This is a genomic window from Burkholderia sp. S171 (assembly GCF_009766085.1).
Lineage (GTDB): Bacteria > Pseudomonadota > Gammaproteobacteria > Burkholderiales > Burkholderiaceae > Caballeronia.
The window spans coordinates 254,400-278,844 of record NZ_LMUF01000038.1 but is presented as its reverse complement, the minus strand read 5'-3'; the positions used below and the strand labels follow the sequence as shown (position 1 = coordinate 278,844).

Sequence of the window (24,445 nt, the reverse complement as noted above, 5' to 3'; positions counted from 1 at the left end):
ACCTTGCCGGTAGCGCGCATCTTCTCGTCCAATGCCGGGCACTGGCTCACCAATTCCTTGATTTCGTCTGGCGCCATCGCCGCGAATTTTTCGGGGGAGAAGTAGGCCAGGCCGACGTATTTCATGGGAAATCCTTTGAATGGGGTTCACTAACGACGAATATGATGATCGAAAATCGACAATGCTCTAGTTAGTTTGTAGCGGGTTTCACCAGCCTGTCCGCTTCGGGTCCCCTCTGCCCGACGTAGACGGACGGATGGGAAAGACTTCAAGATTCGAGAGGACGTGGTTCGGCAGGAAGAGACCTTCAAAACAATTCACAAAGATTGGCGAGAATCGAACGGCCTCAGCGCGAGCTCACTCCGTTAGATTGCGTGTACAAAAATGCCGCTAGCAAGCTCAAACCTGGACGGGGACTAAAAATGAGTATGGCTGCACAAGTGCTTGGAATCGCTATCATTGCAGCGTTTCTGCCGCTGGTACGGGTGCAACAAAAAGGGCTGCTAAGTTATCTCGGGGATGCGCGAAAGGCTGCTAGGGACGAGCGCGGACAGCTACAGTCAATCGACGAATGGTTACCAGTGCGCGAATACCGGTGGCATGTCCCGCTATCGCCGAGGCCCTTCACGGCCGGAATTGCCCCTCGTCGTCGGTGACAAAAATATTTCGCGCTGGGGCGATAGCGGCGAGGGCTTCAAAGATCCGTGCCAGGGCTTATTATTTTTCGTCATAACTTCGCCGGGTTGCATGCGACGATCAGCAGCACGCCAAAGACGATAGGAAGGATCGACACCAGCGCAAAAGCCATATAAAACGTGCCCGTCGCATGGACGATAAAGCCGGTAAACAGCGGCGCGACAATACCTGCCGTCGAGCCAATGCCCGTAGTCAAGCTCGACGCGGCGCCACCGTGTTCCGGGCAGGCGTCGATCGGGATGGCGAAGAACACGGGGTTCGCAATGAAATTGATGAAACTCGCGACGCTGATCAAGGCGACGATCGCGTAGGTATCGGACAGGATCAGCGTGAGGCTGATGATCGCGCCGGTCAGGATGAGACACGCGCCCGCCAGGTAGCTGCGCGCCCACCGCAGATTTTGCGTGCGCCGGTAGACAAAGTCGGATACCGGCCCGGACAGTAGTGCACCGGCGGTCATGGAAACCCACGGCAGGATGCCGAGAAAGGACACATGCGCGAACTCGATATGGCGTTCGCGTACGAGCCACGTCGGCAGGAAATTGAGCAGGAAATACAGCACATACGCCGATGAGAAAAACGCGAGCCCGGTAAGCCACAAGGTCTGGCTGCGCAGCACGAGTCCCCATGGCACCGGCGCCGCGTCGTGCTCCGCTACGGCGCCACCGGACTGCGCATTCGCCGCCGCTTGCGGCGTGTCGTGCACGAACAGTTTGCACAATACGGCCCATGCAATACCCACTACCCCAAGCAGAAGAAATGGCGCCTGCCAGCCGTAGTTCGCGGTGAGCCACACCGCGCAGGGAATAACGAGCAGCGACCCCAACGGGATACCCGCGCCCATCAGTGACGCGGCGCGCCCATGTTCTTCTTTCGTGAACCAGTTGCCGATCAACTGCGAGCCGCTCGGAAACACCACGCCTTCGCTGACGCCGAACAGCAACCGCAATGCAAAGAGGCTCGCGAAACCGGTTGCAACCGCAACCAGCGAGATGGTGCACGACCACAGCACCGAGAACCAGACATAGGTACGCTTGGGGCCCAGCCACGAGACGATTCCGCCACCGAAAAACACCATCACCACGTAACCCCAGCCGAACGCGCTCGCGATGATGCCGAACTGGCGAATGTCGAGATTGAAGGTTTTGATCAACACCGGCGCGACCACGCCCAGCACTCCGCGATCGGCGTAGTTAATGATCGTGATGATGAAGAGCAGCCAGGCGATGGTCCAGCGGTTGCCTCGGCTCGCAACGGCCGTCTGTGCACTGTAGTCCGAAGCTGCCATGTCTCCTGTCTCCCCGATTCTGTCCTGCTGATGGGCCGACGAATACACGCCCCGCGGGCAAAGCCGCAAGGTGCGTAAAAGCAGACTAGGAAACGTCTTCAATAATGTCAACAATTTTGTTTGATCGGCAAAAAATTCTCGAAAATAAACTTTAAAACCTCTGCAAAACAGCGCTTATTCGATTCAGACAATATTGTTGACAACCTGATATCAAGTTACTACCATCGGTTGCAACACGTGGATACGGACAGCACATGAAACGGGATAGCACCACCAGGCGGGGTAGCAGCCCACAGGGGTCTGCGGTTCCGAAAACCGGTAAGGCGGCGAAGGGCGGCGAGCAAGCGGTGGCTAAGCCGACGTTGAGATCCGTGAAGCCCGTCGGGCAAGTAACGAAGGCGGCAAAGGCTGCAAAGCCGGCAAAGCCCGTCAAGAGCGAAGACGTCTTTCAGATGCTGCGCGACCAGATTGTGTCGCATCAGATTGCGCCGGGCAGCCGGCTGCGCGAGCAGGAACTCGCCGACGAACACGCCATTCCTCGCGCAAAAGTGCGCGACGTGCTGGCCATGCTGGAGCAGCGCGGTCTTGTCGAGCGCATTCCGAATCGCGGCGCGATTGTGGTCAAGTTCGACGTCTCGCAGATCTTCGAGTTTTACGAGGTGCGCGAAGTGCTCGAAGGTCTGCTCGTGCGCCTCGCGACAGAGAAAACCGCTCCTGCCGACTGGCAAGATCTGGTCGAGTTGTTCGCTGGGCCAATGCAGACTTACGTCGATAGTTGTAACTACGAAGCATTTCTCACAGGCTATTCTCTGTTCCGCCAGCGTATTCTCGGTGCCGCGGGCAACCCCGTGCTCAGCGCAATGATCGACGGCATCTATGAAAAGACGCAGGCGGTGATCCGACGCGTGATCATCTTGCCGGGACGCGCCGAGCAGGGACTCAAGGAGCACCGCGCGGTGCTCGACGCAATGCGCCGTGGGGACGCGCAGGAAGCCGAGCGCTGCCGTCGCGAGAACATGAAAAGCGCGCGTGAATTCATCAAGCGGTACAAGAACTTCATCGTCTGAATAGTCTGTATGACGCACAGGCGCGGCCGTCGTGCGGCGCCGGGGAGTGACAGATGTCGGAGACGCAAAACGAAGGTGGGCCATTGCGGCAAGGGCCGCTTGTCGGTTTGCGTGTGCTCGAACTCGGTTCGACGATCGCCGGACCGTTTTGCGGCAGGCTGCTCGCCGATTTCGGCGCCGAGGTGATCAAGATCGAGCCTCCCGAGGGTGACGCGCTGCGCACGATGGGCAAGCAGTACAAGGGGAAGTCGCTGTACGCGGCGAGTTTGCTGCGCAATCGCGAACTCGTGTCGATCGATCTGCGTACGCCGGCCGGGCAGTCGCTCGTCAAGCGGCTTGCCGCGCGCTGCGATTGTCTCGTTGAAAACTTTCGGCCCGGCGGCCTCGAGAAATGGGGCCTCGGCTACGACGAACTGTCTGCAGTGAACCCCGGCCTCGTCATGGTACGCATCAGCGGATTCGGCCAGACCGGACCCTACCGCGAACGCGCAGGCTATGGCGTGATCGGTGAAGCGGTCAGCGGTTTGCGGCACATCACCGGCGACCCGGACCGGCCGCCAGCGCGCACGGCGGTGTCGTTGACCGACTATTGCACCGGCCTGTACGCGGCCTTTGGCGCGGTAATGGCATTGCTCGCTCGCGGGCGCACGGGCGTTGGCCAATGCGTGGACGCGGCGCTGTACGAATGCGCGTTCAGCTTCATGGAGCCGCATATTCCCGCTTTCGAAAAGCTGGGAGTCGTTGCCGGTCGAACCGGTTCGCGGCTGCCGGACAGTACACCGAACAATCTGTATGCATCCGCCGAAGGCGAATTCATCCACATTACTGCGATGGGCGATGCAGTCTTCAAAAGGCTTACACAGGCGATGAGGCAGCCGGCCCTCGCCGACGATCCACGTTTCAGCAGCGGTCTCGCCCGTTCGGAACATCACGAGGCGCTCGACGATCTGATCGGCAACTGGGCCGTCATGCATCCGCTGGCCCGACTCGAAGATTTCCTGCATGAGGCGGACGTGCCTGCCACGCGCATCTACACGATGAAAGATGTCTTTGCCGATGCTCACTTCAAGTCGCGCGACATGCTCGTGCCGGTCGCCGACGATCAACTCGGCACCGTGACCATGGCGGGCGTCGTGCCGAAGCTGAGCGATACGCCCGGCCAGTTGCGGCTCAGCGGCGGCGCGGTCGGCCGCGACACGCGGCGAGTATTGCAGGAACTCGCCGATGTGTCGGACGAGGAACTGGCGAGTCTCGATGCAAGCGGCGTGATTCACATCGCCAGGAGCGTCACGCCCGCGAGTTCCGCTTCGCTCTAAAAGTCTTGCCACTTAAGGCCACGCCGTGAAGTCATCCGATCCCCGTCAAGACGCCGCTTCATCGGGAAGCAAATCGACACCGACGCAGGAAAGCGACTTACAAACCGAGTTTGCGCGCCGGCAAGCGGTAGCGCTTGCCATGGGCGGTCCGGCGAAGCTCGACAAGCGGCGCGGGCAGGCCGTGCTGAATGCACGGGAACGAATCGAGCGGCTCGTCGATGAGAACAGTTTCATCGAGTCCGGATTGTTCGCGACGTCGTCCGTCTCGGAAGCCGACCGCAGCCGCACGCCGGCGGACGGCAAGATTGTCGGCTATGCACGGATCAATGGCCGCGAGGTTGCGGTGGTGTCGAACGACTTCACGGTGATGGGCGCATCGAGTAGCGCGACCAACGGCAAGAAGATTGCGCAGATGAAGCGCGTTGCGACGCAGCGCGGTTTGCCTTTGATTTTCCTGGGCGAATCGTCAGGGGCGCGGATGCCCGATACGATGGGCGCGCGTGGCATGGGCAGCATGCTCGGAGCAGACCCGACGCAATACCAGCGCACCCGCGAAACACCGTGGGCCGCTGCGGTGCTTGGCTTCTGCTATGGATCGTCGACGTGGTACACGGCGCTTTCCGACTTCAGCGTCATGCGCAAGGGCGCGATTCTCGCGGTGTCCAGCCCGCAGTTGGTATCGCTCGCGGTAAAGGAAGCCATCGATCCGGAAGAGCTCGGCGGCTGGCGGCTGCATGCGCAGATCACCGGGCTGGTTGACCGCGTGGTGGATACCGACGACGAAGCACTCGACGCGATTCGCACGTTCCTCGATTACCTGCCGAGCCATTGCAACGAAGCGCCACCGGTACACGCAGTGCCAGCCGGCTCCGGTACAACGACGCGCGATATCGGCGCGCTGTTGCCCGAGCAGCGCACGCAAGTCTACGACATGCGCGACATTTTGCAGGCGGTAGTCGATCGCGACAGTCTGTTCGAACTGAAAGCGCGTTTCGGCAAGTCTGCGGTCACGGCGCTGGCCCGGTTAAACGGGCGGTCGGTTGGCATTATCGCGAATAATCCGCTGCATAAAGGCGGCGCGCTCGACACCGACGCGTGCGAGAAGATCACCCGCTTCATCGTGCTGTGCGATTCATTCAACATCCCGCTCGTGATGTTTGTCGACACGCCGGGCTTCATCATCGGCCTCGACGCGGAACGCAAGCGCGCCCCCGGCAAAATCATGAATTTCATGAGTGCGCTGGCGCTCGTGACCGTACCGAAGCTGTCGATCATTTTGCGCAAGAGCTACGGTCAGGCCTATCTGAACATGGGCGGCGGCCGCAATTCCGATGAAGTGGCCGCGTGGCCGAGCGCCGAGATCAGTTTCATGAACCCGCATTACGCGGCGCAGATCGTGCACGGCCTCAAGCCCGGCGACGACGCCTTCGACGACGTGCTTCAGCAGATGGACAAGGACAGCAGTGCATACGACATTGCCGGCAACTACGGCATTCAACATGTGATCCTGCCGCAAGACACGCGCGACTACCTGATCCGTATGCTCGACGTGCATCGTTTGCGTTTGACCAATGGCGTTGGCGCGCATCTGATGCATACCTGGCCGTCCACGTTCTAGGCGCAGCGGTATCGAAAATCATAATGAGGAACCCGAATGAGCACGTACGAGATGAAGGCGGAAGTCACGGGATCGGTCTGGAAGGTGCTGAAAGCCCCAGGCGATGCGGTGGCCGAGGGCGAAGTGCTGATCATCTTCGAATCGATGAAAATGGAGATCCCGCTTATCGCCGAGGACGCGGGCACTGTAACGGAGATTCTCGTCGCCGAAGGCCAGTCGGTCGCTGAAGGCGACACGGTCCTGCGGCTTGAATTGTCGTAGCCCGTCCTTTGGACATAACGGGGAATGCCTAGCAACGGAGCACGAGAACATGGACGAGCACTGGCAGGCAGAAGCAGATGAAATTGCGTTGCGGCACCGATGGGCCGACGAACTGGGTGGCGCTGACGCAATCGACCGTCAGCACGCACAGGGACGGCTGACGATCCGCGAACGCGTGGAACGGCTCGTTGACGTCGGCTCGTTCGAGGAAATCGGCAAGCTCGCGGGGAACGGAGTCTATGAGAACGGCACGGTTCAGAAAGTGGTTCCCGCGCCCTACGTCTGCGGTCTCGCGAACCTTGACGGCCGGCCGGTCGCGATCGGCGGCGAGGACTTTACCGTGCGCGGCGGAACGAGTTGGGGCGGTGACCGGAGGAAGGGGGGGCAGGGCGGTTTTGTCGAAGATCTAGCCTACAACTATCGTATCCCGCTGATCAATCTGATCGACGGCGCGGGCGGTACGGTGAACACCGCGAAAAGAAAGGGCCACACGGTATTCCCGGGTGTGCACGGGTTCGAACGTTCGGTGCAGCTGCTCGGCGTGGTGCCGGTGATCAGCGCGGTGCTCGGCACCGCCGCGGGCGGCCCGGCTGGACGCGCGATTCTGTCCCACTGGTCAATCATGATCAGGGACACGAGCCAGGTGTTCGCCGCTGGGCCGCCCGTGGTCGAACGATCTCTCGGTCAGAAAGTGAGCAAGGAAGAACTAGGCGGCGCGCACATGGCGGTCGATATCGCCGGCACGATCGACAACGCCGCCGATAGCGAGGTCGACTGCTTCGCGCTGATTCGCCGCTTTCTCAGCTATCTGCCGCAGAACGTGTACGAACTGCCGCCCGCGCTGCCTAGCGACGACCCGCCCGATCGCGCCGATGAAGCCTTGCTCAGCATCGTACCGCGCGATCGCCGCAAGCCCTACAACATGCGTAAGCTGATCGGCATGGTGGTCGATCGTGATTCGCTATTCGAAATCCAGCCGAGCTTCGGCAAGGCGCTGATTACCGGTTTCGCGCGTCTGAACGGCAAGGTGGTTGGCATCGTCGCAAACAATCCGATGGTCGCGGGCGGCGCGATGGAAGTGAAGGCCGCACGCAAGCAGGTTCATTTCATCGAGCTGTGCGATACGTTTCATGTGCCGCTGGTGTTTCTCGTCGATGTGCCGGGCTTCATGGTGGGCACCCAGGCCGAGGCCGCGGCGACGCTGCGCGAAGGCATGCGTGCCGTGTATGTCGGTCTGCAGGCCACTGTGCCGATGCTGACCGTTGTGATCCGCAAGTGCTACGGCATGGCCGGCATGGGCACGACCGATAAGAACGGACTCGATCTCAAGCTCGCGTGGCCGTCAGCGGAGTGGGGGTCGTTGCCGGTCGAAGGCGGCGTCGCGGCGGCATTCAAACGCGAGATTCAAGGCGCGGCAGATCCGCTGCTGCGGCAGCGAGAACTCGAAGAGGAGTTGCGTGCGCTGGCTTCACCCTTTCGCACCGCCGAAGCATTCGGCGTCGAGGACGTGATCGACCCGAGACAGACACGGCGTTATCTGTGCCGTTTCATCGACGCGGTGCAAGGGCGCATGAAAGCCGACGTCGGACCAAAACTGCGTGCGGGCGTTCGGCCGTGAATGATGACCCGTGTACGAAGCCGGCTCGTCCTTGGCCGATGAGACAGCCATGTTCAACAAGGTCCTGATTGCCAACAGGGGGGCGATCGCCGCGCGTGTCGTGCGCGCGCTGCGGCAGATGAAGATCGCCTCGGTTGTCGTGTATTCCGAGGCGGATCGCGATCTGCCCTATGTCGTGCAGGCCGACGAGGCGATCTGCATTGGCGAGGCCGCGCCGGCAGCGAGCTATCTCAACGTCGACGCGCTGAGCGCGGCGATCCGCCAGAGCGGTGCAGATGCCGTGCATCCGGGCTACGGTTTCCTGTCGGAGAACCCTGACTTCGCAACCGCCGTGAGCGCGCTCGGCGTCACCTTCATCGGGCCCGACGCGCGTTGGTTGCGCGCAATGGGCCGCAAGACCGAAGCGCGCGCGTTGATGGCGAGCCTGGGCATGCCCCTGAACCCAAGCAGCGGCGTGCTGGCCGGCACGCCTGACCAGCAACTCGCGGCAGTTCGAAACGTCGGCTTTCCGGTGCTCGTCAAGCCAGTCGCGGGCGGTGGCGGCATCGGCATGCTGCCGGCCCGCGACGAAGCGCAGGTGATCGATGCGCTGGAGCGCGCACGGTCGATGTCGCAGCGCAGCTTCGGCAACGCCGACGTGTATGTGGAGCGGCTGATCGAGCGCCCGCGCCACATCGAATTTCAGTTGCTGGCCGACAAATACGGCCAGGTCAGACATCTGTTCGAGCGCGACTGCTCGATCCAGCGCCGTCATCAGAAGGTCATCGAGGAATCGCCCGCGCCGCATCTGCCGCGAGCGTTGATCGAAGAAACCGGTACGCGTATTGCGCGCATCCTCAGCGAACTCGGCTACGACGTGATCGGCACGGCGGAGATGCTGTATGGCCAGGATGGCTCGCTCAGTTTCCTTGAGATGAATACACGTTTGCAAGTCGAACACGCGGTGACCGAGGCGATCACTGGCATCGACCTTGTGCAGGCGCAGATCCGTCTCGCAGCAGGCATGCGGCTCGACGCAGTATTACCCGCTTCAATCGAGGCTTCAGGGCACGCGATTGAAGTGCGTGTCTATGCCGAGGATCCACGACGTTTTTTCCCGTCGCCAGGGCCACTGAATGTATTCAGGCCGCCCACGGCGCGCGGCGTGCGTGTTGAGACGGGCTACGCCGAAGGCAACCGCGTGACACCGTTCTATGACCCGATGCTCGCCAAAGTCATCGTGCATGAGGCGACTCGGGAGCAGGCCATCGCGCGGATGCTCGACGCGCTCGCGGACTTCGAGGTGGTCGGCGTAAAGACCAATATTCCATTTTCGGTCGACGTGTTGCGCAGCGACGCCTTTCAGGCCGGCGACGTGCACACGCAACTCGGTGCTGCGCTGACGCGAGCATAAGCTGAGGAGCCCATGACCGACCCAAATGATGCATCTAAACGTCCAATGCTTTATTCGCGAGGAAAAGCGGGCGTTACCCAATGCCATTACCCTTCCTGCTCCTCGCGCCCTGGGCGTGCGCCCACGTATTCGTAATTTTCAGTATTTAAACGGGATACGCGAAGCTCGACCGCACAACGATGATACGAGTAGGCGATCCGCCGGATTTCCAGTAGCGGTGTGCCGAGGTCGAGGGACAGTTGATCGCTTTCCATTTTGTTCGCTCGCGCAACGGTTACGCGCTCGTCCGTCTCAACCACGTTGATTGCAAATACGTCTTGGTAAAAGTTGTAGAGCGTATTCGAGCGATTGCGCAACTTCGCCTCGGTCAGCCCCGGAAAGTGGGCCTCCGGAAGCGTGATGTGTTCGACGAGAACAGTCGAACCGTGCAGTGCAAGGCCGTTGATAAACTGAAACACGCGTGCGCCGGCTTCGATGCCGAGCACCGCTGCGGCTTCGCGCGAAGCGCGCGCTTTGCGGAATTCAATTAGCGTGACAACGGGGTACGCCTTCTCTCCATCTCGCCGGACAATGCGAAAAAACCGAAAAAAATGGCGGTCGCGCTGATGCATGGAGACGAAAGTCCCCAAGCCCTGATGCCTGATCAGAATGTTCTCAACGCACAGTTCGACGGGGCGCCGTGTTCAAGCGCCCCTAACTATTTAAGGTGTAAAAACGCCTCGGCGGCCCATCACTTGGCTGCAGCTTCTTCCGCCACTTTACTTTCTGCCAGCAACGAAAGCTTTTCGTCCGTGGCTTTTTCCTCTTGAAGTGTCTCGAGCAGCAGTTTGACGGCTTCCTTATATCCGAGCTGCTTCGCTAGCGCTGCAAGCGTGCCATAGGTCGCGATTTCATAGTGCTCGACCTTTTGCGCTGCGCCGATCAGGGCGGCGTCGAGAACCGGACCCGCTTCGATTTCCTCGATCTGCTCCTGTCCTTCCTCAACCAGTCCCTCCATCGCAACACACTTGATACGCTTGAGCTTGATGCCACACTCCTCGACGACTTGGTCAATTCGCTCGATCTGACCATGCGTTTCCTCCAGGTGGGTCTTGAAGGCTGCGGCCAGCTCGGGATTCGTCGAGGCACGAGCCAGCTTGGGCAGCGCCTTTGTCAGTTGCTTCTCTGCGCTATACACATCGGAAAGAGCGTGGATAAACAGGTCTTGCATTGTCTTAGCGGCCATGGGTAACTCCTTGGTAAATTGAAGGTTGAACAGGTCTGCGCCTCGCGCTAGGGTCGAAATGCAAACTGCGTACCAGACAGAGAACCGGTTGATCCAACTGAATGGTGGATGCTGTCTGGATACGAAGATTAAAAATTTTTGGTCGAATCTCTTGAAATTTTTCCACGATCTCCTATTTTCGATTCCGTAAGCAGTCGCGGTGTTCGCGCTGCGTGTTTCGATTGGTTTGTCCGAGGCTTGGGCAGGCGGACTGGAGCGCGTATGCCGGTTCGTCTCCTGCCGCAATATGGGAGATAGCAGCCATGAGTGACCTTCTTTTCAATAACAGCCTGTTCGATGAGTTCGACCGTTTTCAGCGCCAGATGTCGTCGTTGTTCACCGGCCTGCCATCAAGCATCCGCGCGTCGCGGCTAAGCAGCTTTCCGCAAATTAACCTCGGGAGCACGGACGAGTCCGTGGAGATTGTCGCGTTTGCACCAGGGATCGATCCGGCCAAACTGGAGCTGACCGTCGACAAGGGGTTGCTGACCATCAGTGGCGAACGTACGCGTGTGCAATCCGAATCGGAGGGACGTTCTTATGCGCAAGAACGCTTTGTCGGCGCCTTCCGTCGCGCAATCGAGTTACCGCGCGATGCCGACCCGGACAACGTCAAGGCGCGCTACGCCAACGGTTGCCTCACGATCAGTATCGGCAAGCGCGAGACGTCGCGCCCGCGCACTATCGCAATCCAATGACCCACATTTCACATCATTCGAGGAGAGCATCATGCACACTCAGACCCAGCTCGCCGAACGCAATACCGGCACTGTTGCGCGCAATGGAGACACCCAGGCGCAAAAGGGTCCCGCGATTGTTCCAGCCGTCGATATTCACGAGGACGCGCATGGCATCACGTTGTGGGCCGACCTGCCGGGCGTATCGCGGGACCGGTTGAACGTCCACGTACAGGATGGCAATCTGTTCATTGAAGCCCAGGCGTCGATCGACACGCCGGACGGGTTGCGCCTGCATCACGCGGAGATTCGTGAGCCGCGCTTTGCCCGGGCGTTCTCGTTAAGCGCTGACTTCGATATATCGAAGATCGATGCGAATCTCAGCGACGGCGTGCTTAAGCTCAGCATTCCGCGCCGCGAAGAAGCACGGCCGCGCCGGATTGAAGTGAGCGTTGACTAAGTGCCTGGAGGCGCCCGCGAATGGTGGACACCGATCGTGGACACTGATTGCGGGTGCCGCATCGACAGACCAGATAACCGGAGCCTGCTATGGAATTTGAAACCGACTGGAAAACCTTGGGCAAACACCGGGTCCGCTTGCGTGCGACTCGCGGCTTTCCCACCGAGACCCTCCATACGGTGGCCGACGTCGCACGTCTGGCCATCGAGAACAACATGAGTGCTCGAGCAAGACTTGTTGAAGTGGTCTATCGCGACCAGGACAAGGCCTATGACGTTTTCGTGGGAACCACAATGCCCGATGACCGGCGTTGCGTGGCTCAGTTGGAAGTAGCCATGGCTACCGTACTGGGCTTGCTGCCCGAACAGGTCACGATTACGGTTGATGCCGTCGAGCAGAGGGAAGTCGACCTGCACTTTGGCGTCTACGAACGGCTGCTTTCTCAAAAGATGGGTTCAGTTCCGCCGATCCAGTGACCTTGGCTGGAAGCCATGTCTTGACTGTGACGTCACGAGGCGTGAACGCGTAGACGACCCTCGGAGCGGTGCGTACTCAGTGACCTGAGTCCTGCCGATTGATTCGTGCCGTACACGCCTTGAAACATCGGTTCGACCGGTTCAACGATACGGTGTTTCGATCGACAGGAACGCGATTGTCGGAAATCACAGCGGCGTTCGATCATGGCGATGAATATGTCGATAAACACTCGGTTACGACGTAGTTGGAATAGTGGTTGCTGAATAGATCATGTCGAGCGATTCTTCGGGCCCTTTCCTCACGAGCCTCGGCACATCGTTATTCAGGAGCTACAAATGAGAGCGCTTCGCTGGCATGGCAAGCACGATATCCGGTGCGACACGGTTCCGGATCCCACCATAGAGGAAGGGCGCGACGCAATCATCAAGGTTTCGACCTGCGCGATTTGTGGCTCCGACCTGCATCTGTTCGATGGCTTTATGCCGACTATGGAAAGTGGCGACATCATGGGCCATGAATTCATGGGAGAAGTAGTCGAGGTAGGTAAGGATAACAAAGTGCTTCATGTAGGCGACCGGGTCGTCATACCCTTCACGATATTTTGCGGTGATTGCGACCAGTGCAAGCGCGGAAACTTCTCCGTCTGCGAGCGAAGCAACCGCAATAAGGAGAAGGCTGACAAAGTCTTCGGCCACGCGACTGCCGGGCTTTTTGGGTATTCCCATTTGACCGGCGGATATGCCGGCGGACAAGCCGAATACGTTCGCGTACCAATGGCCGACACGACCCACGTGAAAATCCCGGATGGTCTGACTGACGAGCAGGTCCTGTTTTTAGGGGACATTTTTCCGACTGGCTGGCAGGCGGCGGTCAACTGCGATATTCAGCCTGACGACACTGTTGCGATATGGGGCGCGGGGCCTGTTGGCCAGATGGCGATTCGCAGCGCCGTGCTCCTTGGGGCGAAGCAGGTTGTGGTAATCGACCGGGTGCCAGAGCGGCTGGCGATGGCAAAGGAGGGGGGCGCCATCACGATTAACTTTGATGAGGAAAGCGTGCTTGACCGGTTGAAGGAATTGACCAATGGTAAGGGGCCGGAGAAATGTATTGATGCGGTGGGCATGGAATCACATGCCACTCGATCGGTTGATGCCATGTATGACCGCGTCAAACAGGCCGTCATGCTGGAAAGCGACCGCCCGCACGTACTGAGAGAAATGATTTACGTGTGCCGTCCTGCGGGCATCCTGTCGGTGCCGGGTGTCTATGGCGGCTTGATTGACAAGATTCCGTTTGGCGCCTCAATGAACAAAGGGCTCACATGGAAAATGGGCCAGACGCATGTGAACCGATGGACAGACGACTTACTGCATCGAATCCAGGAGGGCCAGATCGATCCATCGTTTGTGATTACGCACACGGTCCCCCTGGAAGACGGCCCGGGTATGTACAAGACATTCCGCGACAAAGTAGACGGCTGCATCAAGGTCGTCCTCAAACCCTAGCGGAGACACAAGACACAGGCCAGTGATTCACTGCCGCGGTCCACTGGCCGATCTGATTCTTAACAAAAAAAGCGGGGCGCTAAAAAAACGCCCCAAATCACCCCCCATATGTACGCTGTTGCCCAAACCCTTGCTCTCTGCGAACTGCTTTAGCTGCCCCGTTAATCCGGATGCGTCGCCAACTCATCCAGATGGTCCAGCAGGTCGGCGGGATCTCTGTACACGCGGATCGCACCCGCTTCCCGGAGTTCCGCTTCCCCGACACCACCCGATGTCAGTCCTATTCCCAATGCATGGCATCGACGAGCGCCGAGCAGGTCCCATATGCTGTCGCCAACGATGTACGCGCGCTCGATCGGAAGGCCCAAACGCTCGGCGGCTTTCAGAAACAGATCCGGCTCGGGCTTGCCGTGCTCGACCTCGTCACCCGTGAGCACCAATGTTTTCGACGCGTCTAGGTTCAGCTTTTCCAGGTTGGTGGCTGTCGCCTCGGGACTGCCGCTGGTGGCGATGGCCCACGGTATGTCGGCTTCGGTCAATGCCGCAAGAAGTTCACGCGCCCCAGGAAGGGGCTGAATCTGGCCATTCACCCGGTCGAACGCCTCTCCCTGCCTGTTCTTGATTCGCTTGACGCGATCCGTATCGATATGACCACCGACCTCTCGCAGAAGCTGCTTCGTGAAAAGCTCACTGCTCATGCCGATCTTGCGGTGGATTCTGGAGACGGGCAGGCTCAGCCCTTCGCTATCCAGCGCTTCGCTCCACGCGATCACGTGTTGGTAGACGCTATCGATGAGCGTGCCGTCGAGATCAAATATGAAAGCCGACTTCATTGGAGATCACGCGGTGCGCGCGTTCGGGGGCGCAGAGCCGACAACACCGCCAGTGCCGCAGCGCCTACCAGCGACGCTGTAAGAACGGGAAACGCTCCAGCGCTATTAATCGCGAGTTCGGCCGGACGGCTGGCAACAAGGTGGGCGCGGCGAGTGTTCATCCTGGCGCCCAAGCGCCGAAGGTCGCGCGCCAGGCTTACCTCGGCCATTGGCAGCAAGATCGTTTCCTCATCAGCTACGTGATGAAGAACTTCACGCATCAACTCCATGAGCGTGTCGTCGTATGCAGTTGCGTCTGGATTCATCTCACGAAGCTTCGCAATGCTCTCACGCATTGCATTATGTTCTGGGACGCTTTTATCGAGCGCGATCGCGGTCGGGTTGGCAGCGCGAAGTGCGGGGTAGAAGACCTCCTCCTCCAGCTGTGCATGGATCTCGAGGGCGGCACAGATAGTGTTGACGATTGCTGCCTTGCGCCAGTGAGGCGCGTCTGTCCGATATCGATGAAAAGCTGCCAATACGTGGGTGTGATCGAGCTTGATCATCGTGGTAATGCGAGGGGACGCTCCGAACGATTCGAAATCCATGGTGTGTCGACTGCTCAGTTAAAAAGCGTTGCGTGCACGTATGCGAGACCGACAGTCGGCCTCTAGTGTCTTTGGTAAGCAATGGTCACGCGCGGAAGTCCAACCTCGTTGGAAGGCTTCGTACCTCGGTAGGACGGCCCGCGAAGCGGGCCATCCTTTTAAGCGAGATATCATGACGCTGCTATCCAATCGACCTTATTTCGCTGTAGTCGCTTGACCTGCGCCGAGATCCGCGCCGGTTGTTGGATCAGCGTTGGCGTCTGAAGCCGTACGGGTTGCCATTGCCTGAAGGACGTCGACGTCAGCCTCCGTTACGCCAACCGTTGCAAGCCCGTCACCGCCGTCGACAGCCGGTTGCGGGTCGTCAACGAACTTCCAGTCGCCGCCTTCGTTCCACGGGCCACGGATGTCATCGCCCTTCGACATATTGAAGTAGACGCTCGTGAACTCGGGCATGCCCGGAAGCTTGCCCTGGGGGAAGTTCGGCTGGATCGAATGCAGCGCTTTCTCGAACGACTTCTGATGGGCGATTTCGCGCGTCATCAAAAAGCCCAACGCATCCTGAATGCCCGGATCGTCAGTGACGTTGATCAGGCGCTCGTAGACAATTTTTGCACGAGCTTCCGCCGCAATGTTGGAGCGCAGATCGGCCGTGGGTTCTCCAATCGTGTCGATATAAGCCGCGGTCCAGGGCACGCCGGCTGAATTAGTCAAGGCAGGTCCACCGCCATAAAGCAGGGCCGTCGTGTGCGAGTCGTTGCCTCCTCCAGTGAGCGACCGATACAACTCGGCCTCGGACTCAACGGCTTCGGCAAGCTGACCCTTCGCGCCCTTGTTCAGCATTGCAACGATGCAGCCGATGATTTCCAGATGGCTCAACTCTTCGGTAGCGATATCAAACAACATGTCTTTGCGACCCGGATCATCTTCGCTAACCGCTTGAGTGAAGTACCGGCATGCGGCCGCTAGCTCGCCTTGGGGGCCACCGAATTGCTCGAGGAGGAGGTTCGCCAAGCCCGGGTTAGGGGCCGCTACGCGGACGGTGTATTGCAGGCGCTTATTGTGTACGAACATTTATATCTCCAGTCTAGGTTGAATGAAACATTTCGCCATACGCATGCCAAAAACGCGCAAAACAGAGGTGCGAATCATTGGGTCGAGCGGCGCCGCGTTAGACCGCGCAGCGCACCCAGTGCTGGGCGCTCGATTCTCAAGGCTTGCTGCCCTGGCGAAGGTTGCAGTGATTAAGAAAGGGGATGCGGAGTGTTCTATGCAATCGACGTACCACCGTGGCCTCGAAGGGGCTTTTTACTCAAAATTGCGCATTCGAATGTGTAGGGGGCCCCATTGCAGGTGAAAGCCATATAGAGTCAACGTCAAGGCATTGCGGAAAAATCTGAGGGCGGAGGATCTAGCTGTCGGTCAAATAAGCCGAAATTCGGAACGCGAAAATGAAGGGGTAAGTAGACTTTGACCGAAGACAGAAGAGGATTGAACACCGACAGGAACTGCGAAACAAAAATGGCAAAGGTCGACTCGAATTGGCGTAGCCCGAAAAAATATCTATCGAGGAATCCTGACCGATGAGGAACGTTTCAATTGTTGCGTTGCTCTCCTTGGGCCAAGGTATCCCGGATGCCGTCGATAAAGTTAAGAGAGACAAGCGGAAGCCGGAAAGATTCGGCCTTCCGCAGCCACGGCAGTAGTAGGCCATTCGAATTTCGATTGGGAAAAATGACATGCTGGATAGCCGAATTTTCAATTCAGCGGCGAAGAACTCAGCGGTTTGCGTGGGCAACGAGGCCATAAGCAGCGGTCTGCGGCGCAAACGGGCATTGAGAAAATAATATGAACCGAACAGTGACTGAATCGCTCTTCTCGGCGTCTGGCTTTAAGGAGCTCTGGATCGCCGGCGGTATCGCAAACGCGATGCTTTGGCTTGAGGTGCTGGCCGCTGGCCTTTTCACTTTTCAGGCGACCGGCTCCGGGCTCGCCGTTGCGATCGTCTCTGCTGCGCGAAGTTTTCCGCTGCTGTTGACGGGCGCATTCATTGGAGTTTTGTCGGAGGCAGTCAATCGCAAGCGGATCGTAGTCGGTGGCTTGTTCCTAACATCAGCCAGTTCCGCTTCGGTAGGTGCGCTTGGCCTGTGCGGCGTACTCCGCCCCTGGTATGTGGGCGTCGCCGCTCTCATTAGTGGACTTGTCTACGCGACGGAAATGCCGGCGCGACGGAGAATGATTGCAGAATGCGCAGGTGATGAGGCGAGGCCGCGCGCGGTTGCGGTGGACAGCATGACGAACTATGCGACGCGATGCGCTGGGCCGATACTGGGCGGGGTTGCCTACCAAAGCTTGGGGCTGCCACGCGCATTTCTGATGTCCGCTCTCTGTAGCTTAGGCGCTGCTGCTGTCGTCTCGCGGGTTCCCTATTTTCAGAACAAGAACCGGCAGCTTCCGATCCGGCGCGCCCTGACAGATCTTCGGGATGCCGTTGCTTTTGCCCGCGCCAGTAAAACCCTTGCGGCGCTCCTCGGGATCACGGTCATCACCAACCTCTTCGGTTACAGCTATGGTGCGCTCGTCACGCCTATTGGTTTGCAGGTTTTTAAGGTGTCGTCAGCGATGGTGGGGGTGCTGGCGTCCGCCGAACCCGCAGGATCGCTCGTCGCCGGTCTGGTGATCGCTGCCCGGACTCCGCGCGAGCGGCCCATGTTTTGGCTGGCGACCGGCGCCGCCGGCCTTTTCCTCGCGCTCGTTGTCGCGTCACTCGTCGGGCGGTCGGAGCATCCTTTCGTGCCCGTCCTGGCTGTCTTTTTCGCCGGGGGATTCGCTAGTGCGCTCTATGCTCTGGGCCGCCCTGTGCCGGTTGTCATCGGACTCTGTTCGCCCAAGAGCGGACCGTCAATTACCGCACGGAAATCGTTGGTAACCCTACTCGCCGATCGTGTCGAGCTATGATCCCCACTGCAACGACGACAAAGAGAAAGGACCGTGCCAACGCCATTTACTCAGTTCCAAAAAGGTCAAGTCCACATGAATGAAAGCGAGCAACAAGTCGCCGTCGTGACCGGCGCCACCGGCGGCATCGGTCGCTGGATCGCGCTGGGGCTCGCCCGTGCCGGGCATCACGTGGTCATGATCGCCCGCGACGCCGCGCGAGGGGACGCCGCCGCCGCGTGGATTGGGCAGCGCGTGCCGGGTTCCAGCATCGAAGTGAAGCTGGCCGATCTGAGTTCGCTGGCTGCGACGCAGCGCGTCGGGCAGGAGATAGCGGCAAGACATCCACGCGTCGCGCTGCTCGTCAACAATGCGGGCATGTTCACCGCGCGTCGGCAGGTCACGGCCGAAGGCCACGAGCGCATGCTGGCAGTGAATCATCTTGCTCCCTATGTCCTTACCCATGAACTCGAAGCCGCGTTGTGCTCAGGAGCGCCATCACGTGTGATCAACGTGGGCTCCTCGACCTCGGACCGCGCAAGCATCGATCCCGATAACCTCGAACTCGTGCAGGGCTGGGGCATGGTGCGTGCCTATAGCCAGTCGAAGCTCGCGATCATGATGTCAACCTTCGCGCTGGCGCAACGCCTGCGAGGCTCTGGGGTGGTCGCTCATGTCGTACATCCCGGCGCGGTCGCCACGGGCCTGATCCGGGAAAGCGGGCTGATTGGCATCGCATGGCGACTCATGGCGCCATTCATGCGCACCGAAGAGCAGGGCGCTGACGCGCCCCTGGACGCTGCTCTCGCGCCTGAGTGGGCCAACATCACGGGTGCCTATGTGAAGGATCGCGCGGCGGTGCGCCCGAACCGGCGTGCGCTCGATCCGGTTCTCGTCGCCAAGGTGGACGCAGCGACGCGCAAGCTTGCCTTACAGGGACTCGAAGGCGGCCTAAGGTAATGCGGGCCGTGTGCTGTTAGATCGAGCTGTCTTCCGCCGCCCGCACGGAGACGCCCTTCGGCTTGCGCCCCGCCTTGCCGGTCAGCCGGGCAAGCATGCGCAAGACGCTTACGTGTGTGCTCGTCGAGCGTGCCTGCGAGTCGAACGCGCCCCTGACCGGAGAGGCTTGGTCGGAGGCAGCGAACAGTGTCGGGCGGTGCCGCGCCCACGACTCCGCGTGGCCGGCCAACTGGGCCGAATAACCCAGCCTGCGGATTGCGCGGCTGACTAGGCCCGGCATAAGTCGTGAGCAGATGGAAAACAGCACCGTGGTGAACGTCACCGACATCTCGCGACGCCGGGTGATCGCAGCCAGGTGGATCGCCTCCGCAATGATCTCGGGTTGATAGACGGGGCACATCGGCCGTCCCATGCGTCCCATGTGAGACACGGCGTGATCGAAGAACGGCGTGTTGACGGCAGGCGGGAAGACGGTGGTGAGGAACACCCTGCTTCCTTCCTGCGACAGTTCGGCCTGTATGGACTGGTCGAAGCCGCGAATCGCGTGCTTGGCACCCGAGTACGAAGACAGCAGCGGCATGCCATGAAAGGCGACTGCCGAGCAGACGTTGACGATCCTGCCGTGATCGCGCGGCAACATGCGTTGCAACGCGACCCTCGTCCCGTTCGCCGTACCGAGATAGGTGACGTCGGTTACGCGCCGGAACTCCTCGGCGGGGGTATCGAGAAACCGTCCATAGGTGCCGTTGCCGGCGCAATTCACCCAGACGTCGATTGCACCCAGGGCTTCTTCGATAGCGGTCGCAGCCGCTTCCAGTGCGACCGGATCCGTGACGTCTGCCTGCGCCATCGCGACAAGGGCGCCGTGACGCTCCACATCTTTGCATGCGGCCTGCAGTCCCGCCTTCCCGCGGGCGATCAAACCGACGCGCCATCCGTGCCGAGCGAAGAGACCCGCGGTGCAGCGCCCGATCCCGGATGAGCCGCCTGTGATTACCACGACGGTTCCTCGGCGTTCCCTCGCTGAAGTGGCCGCGTTGGCAGGATCGATCGAGGCTTCGGGTTCTTGTGACATTCAACTGTTCCCGCCGGTTGAGGTTGACTGCGTACGACTGAGAATCGATAAGAGGTAGCCGGGTCGTTCGCGGGTCGCGAGCGCGCGTTGCCTTCGATTTCTCGTGTCGCGGCAAGGTCGTGCACCAGCCAAGAAGCATCGAAGCAGCAGCATAACCCGTTAGACCCGCGCGACGCATGTCGCAGACCACATGGCAGCCTGCGAAGCCTCTTTGCCGCGGCTGCGAAGGTCAAATAGGTGGGAGCTGCTGATTCAACCAGCACGAAGAAGCAACCGTTCAAAAAAAGGGTAATGCTGGATCACGGCATATGATGTAGTGACCTCTTCCGCACGTCTCCAAGACGTGGATGAGCTTCACGGGCCTTTTGACTCCGGGAATTCTTGCGCTCCTGACAGCACTCGTTTCGTTCATTACGTTGACGCTCATTCCGATTCCGATGATCAGAGAACTGGCAATCACGGCGTCGATTGGTGTCGGCTACAAAATCGTCACTAACCTCATCATGCTTCCCCTGGCTGCGTCATGGTGCAGATTCCCGCCGAGCTACGCGCAAAAGGTTCTCCGCAACCGCAACAAGCGGGCCAATCTGCTTCGGCCGCTCGCCAAGCTCGCTCGTCCCTGGAGCGCGATCGTCGTGGTTCTTGTCGCTGCTGCCGTGTTCGTCGCTGCGGTGCATGGAAGTCAGGGGCGCGTTATTGGGACCTTGCAAGCGGGAGCGCCAGAACTCAGGGCTGATTCGCGCTTCAATCTGGACGCGGTCTCGATTGCGAGTGGTTTTGACATCGGTTTGGACTGGCTATCCGTTGTGATCGAGGCGCCTCCGGATTCGTGCAGCAACCCCGCAGTAGGCGTGTTTGACGACACACTTGTCAACCGCCTCCGGGGAGTGCCCGGTGTGGTCTCAATCACCTCGTATTCGTCGATGCTACGCGCGTACAACTCGGGCTACAACGAGGGCAATCCAAAAATGAGCGTGATCCCCATTGATCCTGTCAACTATGGTGCGTTGACCGCCGAGATAGCTCGGGTACGCGGATACGTCAACAACGATTGCAGTATGAGCGCTGTTCACGTCTTCTTGGCCGATCACAAAGCCACGACCATCAATGGTGTGATTGCGGCGGTCAAGGACTTCGAAAGTAGCCACGTTACCCCTGGCCTCAGAATCCGGCTTGCGGCCGGCAACGCCGGCATCCTTGCGGCGGTGAACGATGAAGTCGAGCATAGCGAATTACCAATGCTGCTCAACGTCTATGGGGCGATTGTAATTCTGGTGTTCGTTGTGTATCGGGATCTCCGGGCCGTGCTCGCGTGCTGCCTGCCTTTGACCCTGGGGACATATATTGGCTACTGGTTCATGAAGGAATTTGAAATTGGACTGACGGTTGCGACGCTGCCGGTCATGGTTCTCGCGACGGGTATTGGGGTGGACTACGCTTTTTACATCTATAACCGGCTGTCACATCACCTGGCAGATGGAGAATCCACAGAGAGTGCGGTTACGCATTCGATACTCGAAGTTGGCGTGGCCACCATTTTCACCGCGATCACGCTCGCAATAGGCGTCGCGACGTGGTCATTTTCGTCGCTCAAGTTTCAGGCTGACATGGGCAAACTGCTTGCTTTCATGTTTATCGTGAATCTCGTCATGGCTATGACGGTGTTGCCAGCGCTGGTCGTCGTTCTGGAACGAGTTTGGCCGCGCAAGAAGGCGATGAGGGCGTCCAGCGCTTTCACCCACTAAATCAAGGTTGATAACGATGAACTACTTTCCGTCTCAATTCCGCCGGATTGCGCGAATCAGCGTCTTTGCAATGTTGGCTGTTTCACTCAGTGAGACCCGTGTGGTGGCCGCCCCTGGGCCAGCATCCGATGTACACGTACCGAGGCTCGATCCGCGTCTGCCTGCCGAGCGACTTGAGTCAGCGCAAACATCCGCCATTCTGGGTGCGGTGCGTGCCGGAGGCCGGATAGTCTCAGTGGGAGAACGCGGGGCTGTCTTGCTGTCCGATGACGACGGCAAGACCTTTCGCCAGGCAGCCTTCGTTCCAACACGTGCGACGTTGACTTCCGTGTATTTCGCAAATGACAGGGTGGGATGGGCCGCGGGACACTGGGGGGTCGTCCTCCATACTGAGGATTCGGGTGAGCATTGGACGGTCCAACGAAGCGACGTGAGCGTGGACCGGCCGCTATTCTCCGTGTACTTTAGATCACAGACGGAGGGCTGGGCCGTAGGGCTCTGGTCTCTGATGCTGCACACGACGGATGCGGGACGGACGTGGACTGAAGTTAAACTTCCGGTGCCCGCGGGGGCTACCAAGGCCGACGGTAGTCTCTATGCAATGACGGGCAGGGCACAGGGATCGCTATATATCGCGGCAGAACGCGGGCTCGTGGTCGAGTCGAAGGATGGCGGCGTCAGTTGGTCCTATTCCGATACTGGCTTCAAAGGCTCGCTTTGGTCTGCGATCGTACTGAAAGATAACGTGGTGCTTGTCGGGGGATTGCGCGGAGGAATATTTCGCAGCTCGGACGGAGGCGAGACATGGACGGCAGTTCAGACGCAATTTAAGGACTCCATTACCGGAATCGCCCAAAATCCTGATGCATCAGTCACTGCGGTTGCTTTAGACGGTGTGCAACTTGTCAGCCGGGACAATGGCGTCAGCTTTAGCGGATCCCAGCGTGCGGACCGCGCCACGATAACTGCGGTGGCTCCGCTCGGTGAAGGGGGGCCGCTCCTTTTCTCCACCGGAGGTCCGTTAAAGGCAGAGTGAAACTATTGTCAAAACAAAGGGTGGTTTCGCAGTTAGCGAACGCACCCTTTGTTATTTTTCTCAGTATCGTCGCGTCTACGTCTTTGGCTGCTGGTCCCCCAATACGCCCTATGTTGCCGGACAGAAACAACGCGACTCTGTGCGGGCGCAGTGCTACCGAGGACGGACCACGTGCCGGAGCTCCTGATAGCTTCGCAAGCCAGCTATTCCAAGTTCGCGCCCGATACCGCTCTGTCCCATCCCACCCCAGCTTGTCTGTGGGAAGATAAGCTGAGGAGTGTTAATCCATACTAGCCCGACCCGGAGTTCGGCTCGCATGTGTTCGGCACGGGCGGCGTCACGTGTGACCACGGTTGCCACAAGCCCATATTGCGTGTCATTGGCAAGACCGATGGCTTCTTCGTCCGATTGGAAAGGTTTCACACAAGCAACGGGACCAAAGATTTCGTCGCGCCAAAGCACGTTGTCTATGTCGGGGTCCGCGATCACCTGGGGGGCGAGAAAAAATCCTTCACGCACCTGATCATCTATCGTTCCTGAAAACGCCAATCGAGCGCCATCCTGAAGTCCGTCGGCAACTGCGTTTGCAACGCGCGATAGCTGCGCGGCTGAGACCAATGGCCCCATTTGGCTTTTGGGATTGCTTGGAGGCCCAACGACCATCGATTTAACAACCGCTTCAAATCGAGCCATGAAGTCGTCATAAAGCGACGAATGAACCAGGATACGCGAGGTAGCCGAGCACATCTGGCCTGCATTGGTGAAAGCCCCCGCAACCGCAAGCGCCACAGCATCTTCAAGATCAGCATCTTCACAAACAATAAGTGATGATTTGCCACCCAGTTCAAGGGTCAAGCGCGTCATGCGTTCCGCCGAAGCAAGGAGCACTTTTTTGCCGACAATGCTGCTTCCGGTAAATGAGATCTTTGCGACATCGGGGTGGGCCACGAGCGCTGCGCCGACGTTGGCCCCGCCATTTACGACGTTTACTACCCCGGGCGGAACGCCTGCCTCATCAAAAACGTCGATCAGGGCGTCCTCCGCGAGAGACGTCAGTTCGGACGGTTTAAGGACGACCGTGCAGCCCGCAGCCAGCGCTGGTGCAACTTTCCAAGCGGTTGTCACCATTGGAAAATTCCACGGTATGATGAGCGCCGCCACGCCGATGGCGTCATATGAGCTCGCCGCGTGGATGGCGTCTTCGGGGATTGCGACGGACACTTCGGTAAAGAGTGAGCCGGCGAAACACAGGTCAGCGTAATAGGCAAAGGTAGCGATGACATCATTGACGTCCGCCACAGCTTCCAAGCGCGGCTTACCGCTAACCAACATCTGCAACCTTGCAAGCTCTTCGCGGCGGCCGTTCACGAGGTCGGCAATGCTGCGCAGGATTGCACCGCGCTCTGCGGGGGACGTCTTGCGCCACGCGCGAAACGCGACGGTGGCTGACACGACTGCGTCGTTGATCAGCGCTTGGCTGGCTGTGTGTTGCCATGCGAGGACCTCGCCTGTTGAGGCGCTTAACACCGGCGTGGTCGGAGGCGCCTCGCCTGAGACGGCAGCGCGGCCGTCGATACGCGCGGCTGCAATGGACTTGATATCTGAAGATGAGTACCACATTGAAGAAGTCCT

At 59.4% G+C, this 24,445-nt stretch carries 21 protein-coding genes and 1 pseudogene; 14 read left to right on the top strand and 8 right to left on the bottom strand.

Features of this window, described 5'->3' with window-relative positions; genetic code table 11:
* Positions 1-727 precede the first annotated feature (727 nt).
* Positions 728-1,984, bottom strand: coding sequence for an MFS transporter (locus GSQ93_RS20650; protein WP_158937486.1), 1,257 nt, complete (start codon positions 1,982-1,984; stop codon positions 728-730).
* 254 nt (positions 1,985-2,238) lie between these two features.
* Between GSQ93_RS20650 and GSQ93_RS20645 the strand changes: the two genes are divergently transcribed.
* From GSQ93_RS20645 to GSQ93_RS20620, 6 genes are read left to right on the top strand one after another with little or no spacing between them, the layout of a single operon-like run.
* Complete coding sequence (locus tag GSQ93_RS20645) at positions 2,239-3,051, top strand: GntR family transcriptional regulator (protein WP_158937485.1); 813 nt, start codon at positions 2,239-2,241, stop codon at positions 3,049-3,051.
* A gap of 53 nt (positions 3,052-3,104) precedes the next feature.
* The gene (locus GSQ93_RS20640) at positions 3,105-4,367 is read left to right on the top strand and encodes a CaiB/BaiF CoA-transferase family protein (RefSeq protein WP_158937484.1); all 1,263 of its coding nucleotides are present in this window, start codon (positions 3,105-3,107) and stop codon (positions 4,365-4,367) included.
* Between the two features lie 25 nt (positions 4,368-4,392).
* Positions 4,393-5,985, top strand: coding sequence for an acyl-CoA carboxylase subunit beta (locus GSQ93_RS20635; RefSeq protein ID WP_254073964.1), 1,593 nt, complete (start codon positions 4,393-4,395; stop codon positions 5,983-5,985).
* A gap of 36 nt (positions 5,986-6,021) precedes the next feature.
* Positions 6,022-6,246 carry a biotin/lipoyl-binding carrier protein gene (locus GSQ93_RS20630; RefSeq protein ID WP_158937483.1) on the top strand — a complete coding sequence of 75 codons (225 nt, stop codon included), beginning with the start codon at positions 6,022-6,024 and terminating at the stop codon, positions 6,244-6,246.
* A 49-nt stretch (positions 6,247-6,295) separates the two neighbouring features.
* Entirely contained in the window at positions 6,296-7,864 is a 1,569-nt protein-coding gene (locus GSQ93_RS20625) for an acyl-CoA carboxylase subunit beta (protein WP_158937482.1), read from the top strand.
* A gap of 49 nt (positions 7,865-7,913) precedes the next feature.
* The gene (locus GSQ93_RS20620; RefSeq protein WP_158937481.1) at positions 7,914-9,257 is read left to right on the top strand and encodes an acetyl/propionyl/methylcrotonyl-CoA carboxylase subunit alpha; all 1,344 of its coding nucleotides are present in this window, start codon (positions 7,914-7,916) and stop codon (positions 9,255-9,257) included.
* An 86-nt stretch (positions 9,258-9,343) separates the two neighbouring features.
* On the opposite strand, the gene GSQ93_RS20615 is transcribed toward GSQ93_RS20620, so the two are convergent.
* Complete coding sequence (locus tag GSQ93_RS20615) at positions 9,344-9,868, bottom strand: UTRA domain-containing protein (protein ID WP_301952074.1); 525 nt, start codon at positions 9,866-9,868, stop codon at positions 9,344-9,346.
* Between the two features lie 119 nt (positions 9,869-9,987).
* Positions 9,988-10,482, bottom strand: a complete 495-nt coding sequence (locus GSQ93_RS20610; RefSeq protein ID WP_158937480.1) for a ferritin-like domain-containing protein — start codon at positions 10,480-10,482, stop codon at positions 9,988-9,990.
* Positions 10,483-10,784: 302 nt separating this feature from the next.
* On the opposite strand from GSQ93_RS20610, the gene GSQ93_RS20605 reads away from it, so the two are divergent.
* From GSQ93_RS20605 to GSQ93_RS20590, 4 genes are all read left to right on the top strand, one after another.
* The gene (locus tag GSQ93_RS20605) at positions 10,785-11,219 is read left to right on the top strand and encodes an Hsp20/alpha crystallin family protein (RefSeq protein WP_158937479.1); all 435 of its coding nucleotides are present in this window, start codon (positions 10,785-10,787) and stop codon (positions 11,217-11,219) included.
* A gap of 31 nt (positions 11,220-11,250) precedes the next feature.
* Positions 11,251-11,658 (top strand): Hsp20/alpha crystallin family protein, encoded by a 408-nt coding sequence (locus GSQ93_RS20600; RefSeq protein WP_158937478.1) that lies wholly within the window; start codon positions 11,251-11,253, stop codon positions 11,656-11,658.
* Positions 11,659-11,747: 89 nt separating this feature from the next.
* A complete protein-coding gene (locus GSQ93_RS20595; RefSeq protein ID WP_158937477.1) occupies positions 11,748-12,134 on the top strand; it encodes a hypothetical protein in 387 nt (128 codons plus the stop codon).
* A gap of 336 nt (positions 12,135-12,470) precedes the next feature.
* The gene (locus tag GSQ93_RS20590) at positions 12,471-13,640 is read left to right on the top strand and encodes a zinc-dependent alcohol dehydrogenase (RefSeq protein WP_158937476.1); all 1,170 of its coding nucleotides are present in this window, start codon (positions 12,471-12,473) and stop codon (positions 13,638-13,640) included.
* Positions 13,641-13,801: 161 nt separating this feature from the next.
* On the opposite strand, the gene GSQ93_RS20585 is transcribed toward GSQ93_RS20590, so the two are convergent.
* The 3 genes from GSQ93_RS20585 to GSQ93_RS20575 form a co-directional block, all read right to left on the bottom strand.
* Positions 13,802-14,473, bottom strand: coding sequence for an HAD family hydrolase (locus GSQ93_RS20585; protein WP_158937475.1), 672 nt, complete (start codon positions 14,471-14,473; stop codon positions 13,802-13,804).
* Complete coding sequence (locus GSQ93_RS20580) at positions 14,470-15,018, bottom strand: hemerythrin domain-containing protein (protein ID WP_254073962.1); 549 nt, start codon at positions 15,016-15,018, stop codon at positions 14,470-14,472. The genes GSQ93_RS20585 and GSQ93_RS20580 overlap by 4 nt, the downstream gene beginning before the upstream one ends.
* Before the next feature lie 237 nt (positions 15,019-15,255).
* Complete coding sequence (locus tag GSQ93_RS20575; protein ID WP_158937473.1) at positions 15,256-16,134, bottom strand: manganese catalase family protein; 879 nt, start codon at positions 16,132-16,134, stop codon at positions 15,256-15,258.
* 774 nt (positions 16,135-16,908) lie between these two features.
* On the opposite strand from GSQ93_RS20575, the gene GSQ93_RS20570 reads away from it, so the two are divergent.
* Together GSQ93_RS20570 and GSQ93_RS20565 are read left to right on the top strand one after the other, a co-directional pair.
* The gene (locus tag GSQ93_RS20570; protein ID WP_158937472.1) at positions 16,909-18,018 is read left to right on the top strand and encodes an MFS transporter; all 1,110 of its coding nucleotides are present in this window, start codon (positions 16,909-16,911) and stop codon (positions 18,016-18,018) included.
* A 75-nt stretch (positions 18,019-18,093) separates the two neighbouring features.
* Entirely contained in the window at positions 18,094-18,957 is an 864-nt protein-coding gene (locus GSQ93_RS20565) for an SDR family NAD(P)-dependent oxidoreductase (RefSeq protein WP_158937471.1), read from the top strand.
* 16 nt (positions 18,958-18,973) lie between these two features.
* Here GSQ93_RS20565 and GSQ93_RS20560 read toward each other — a convergent pair whose 3' ends face one another.
* On the bottom strand, positions 18,974-20,032 hold the full coding sequence (locus GSQ93_RS20560) for an SDR family oxidoreductase (protein ID WP_158937470.1): 1,059 nt from the start codon (positions 20,030-20,032) through the stop codon (positions 18,974-18,976).
* A 350-nt stretch (positions 20,033-20,382) separates the two neighbouring features.
* Here GSQ93_RS20560 and GSQ93_RS20555 point away from each other — a divergent pair.
* Positions 20,383-21,777: pseudogene (locus tag GSQ93_RS20555) on the top strand (RND family transporter); the annotation flags it as partial.
* A gap of 16 nt (positions 21,778-21,793) precedes the next feature.
* The gene (locus GSQ93_RS38740) at positions 21,794-22,813 is read left to right on the top strand and encodes a YCF48-related protein (RefSeq protein ID WP_158937468.1); all 1,020 of its coding nucleotides are present in this window, start codon (positions 21,794-21,796) and stop codon (positions 22,811-22,813) included.
* Between the two features lie 153 nt (positions 22,814-22,966).
* Here the strand turns inward: GSQ93_RS38740 and GSQ93_RS20545 are convergent, their stop codons facing one another.
* Positions 22,967-24,433, bottom strand: a complete 1,467-nt coding sequence (locus GSQ93_RS20545; RefSeq protein ID WP_158937467.1) for an aldehyde dehydrogenase family protein — start codon at positions 24,431-24,433, stop codon at positions 22,967-22,969.
* Between the last annotated feature and the right edge of the window lie 12 nt (positions 24,434-24,445).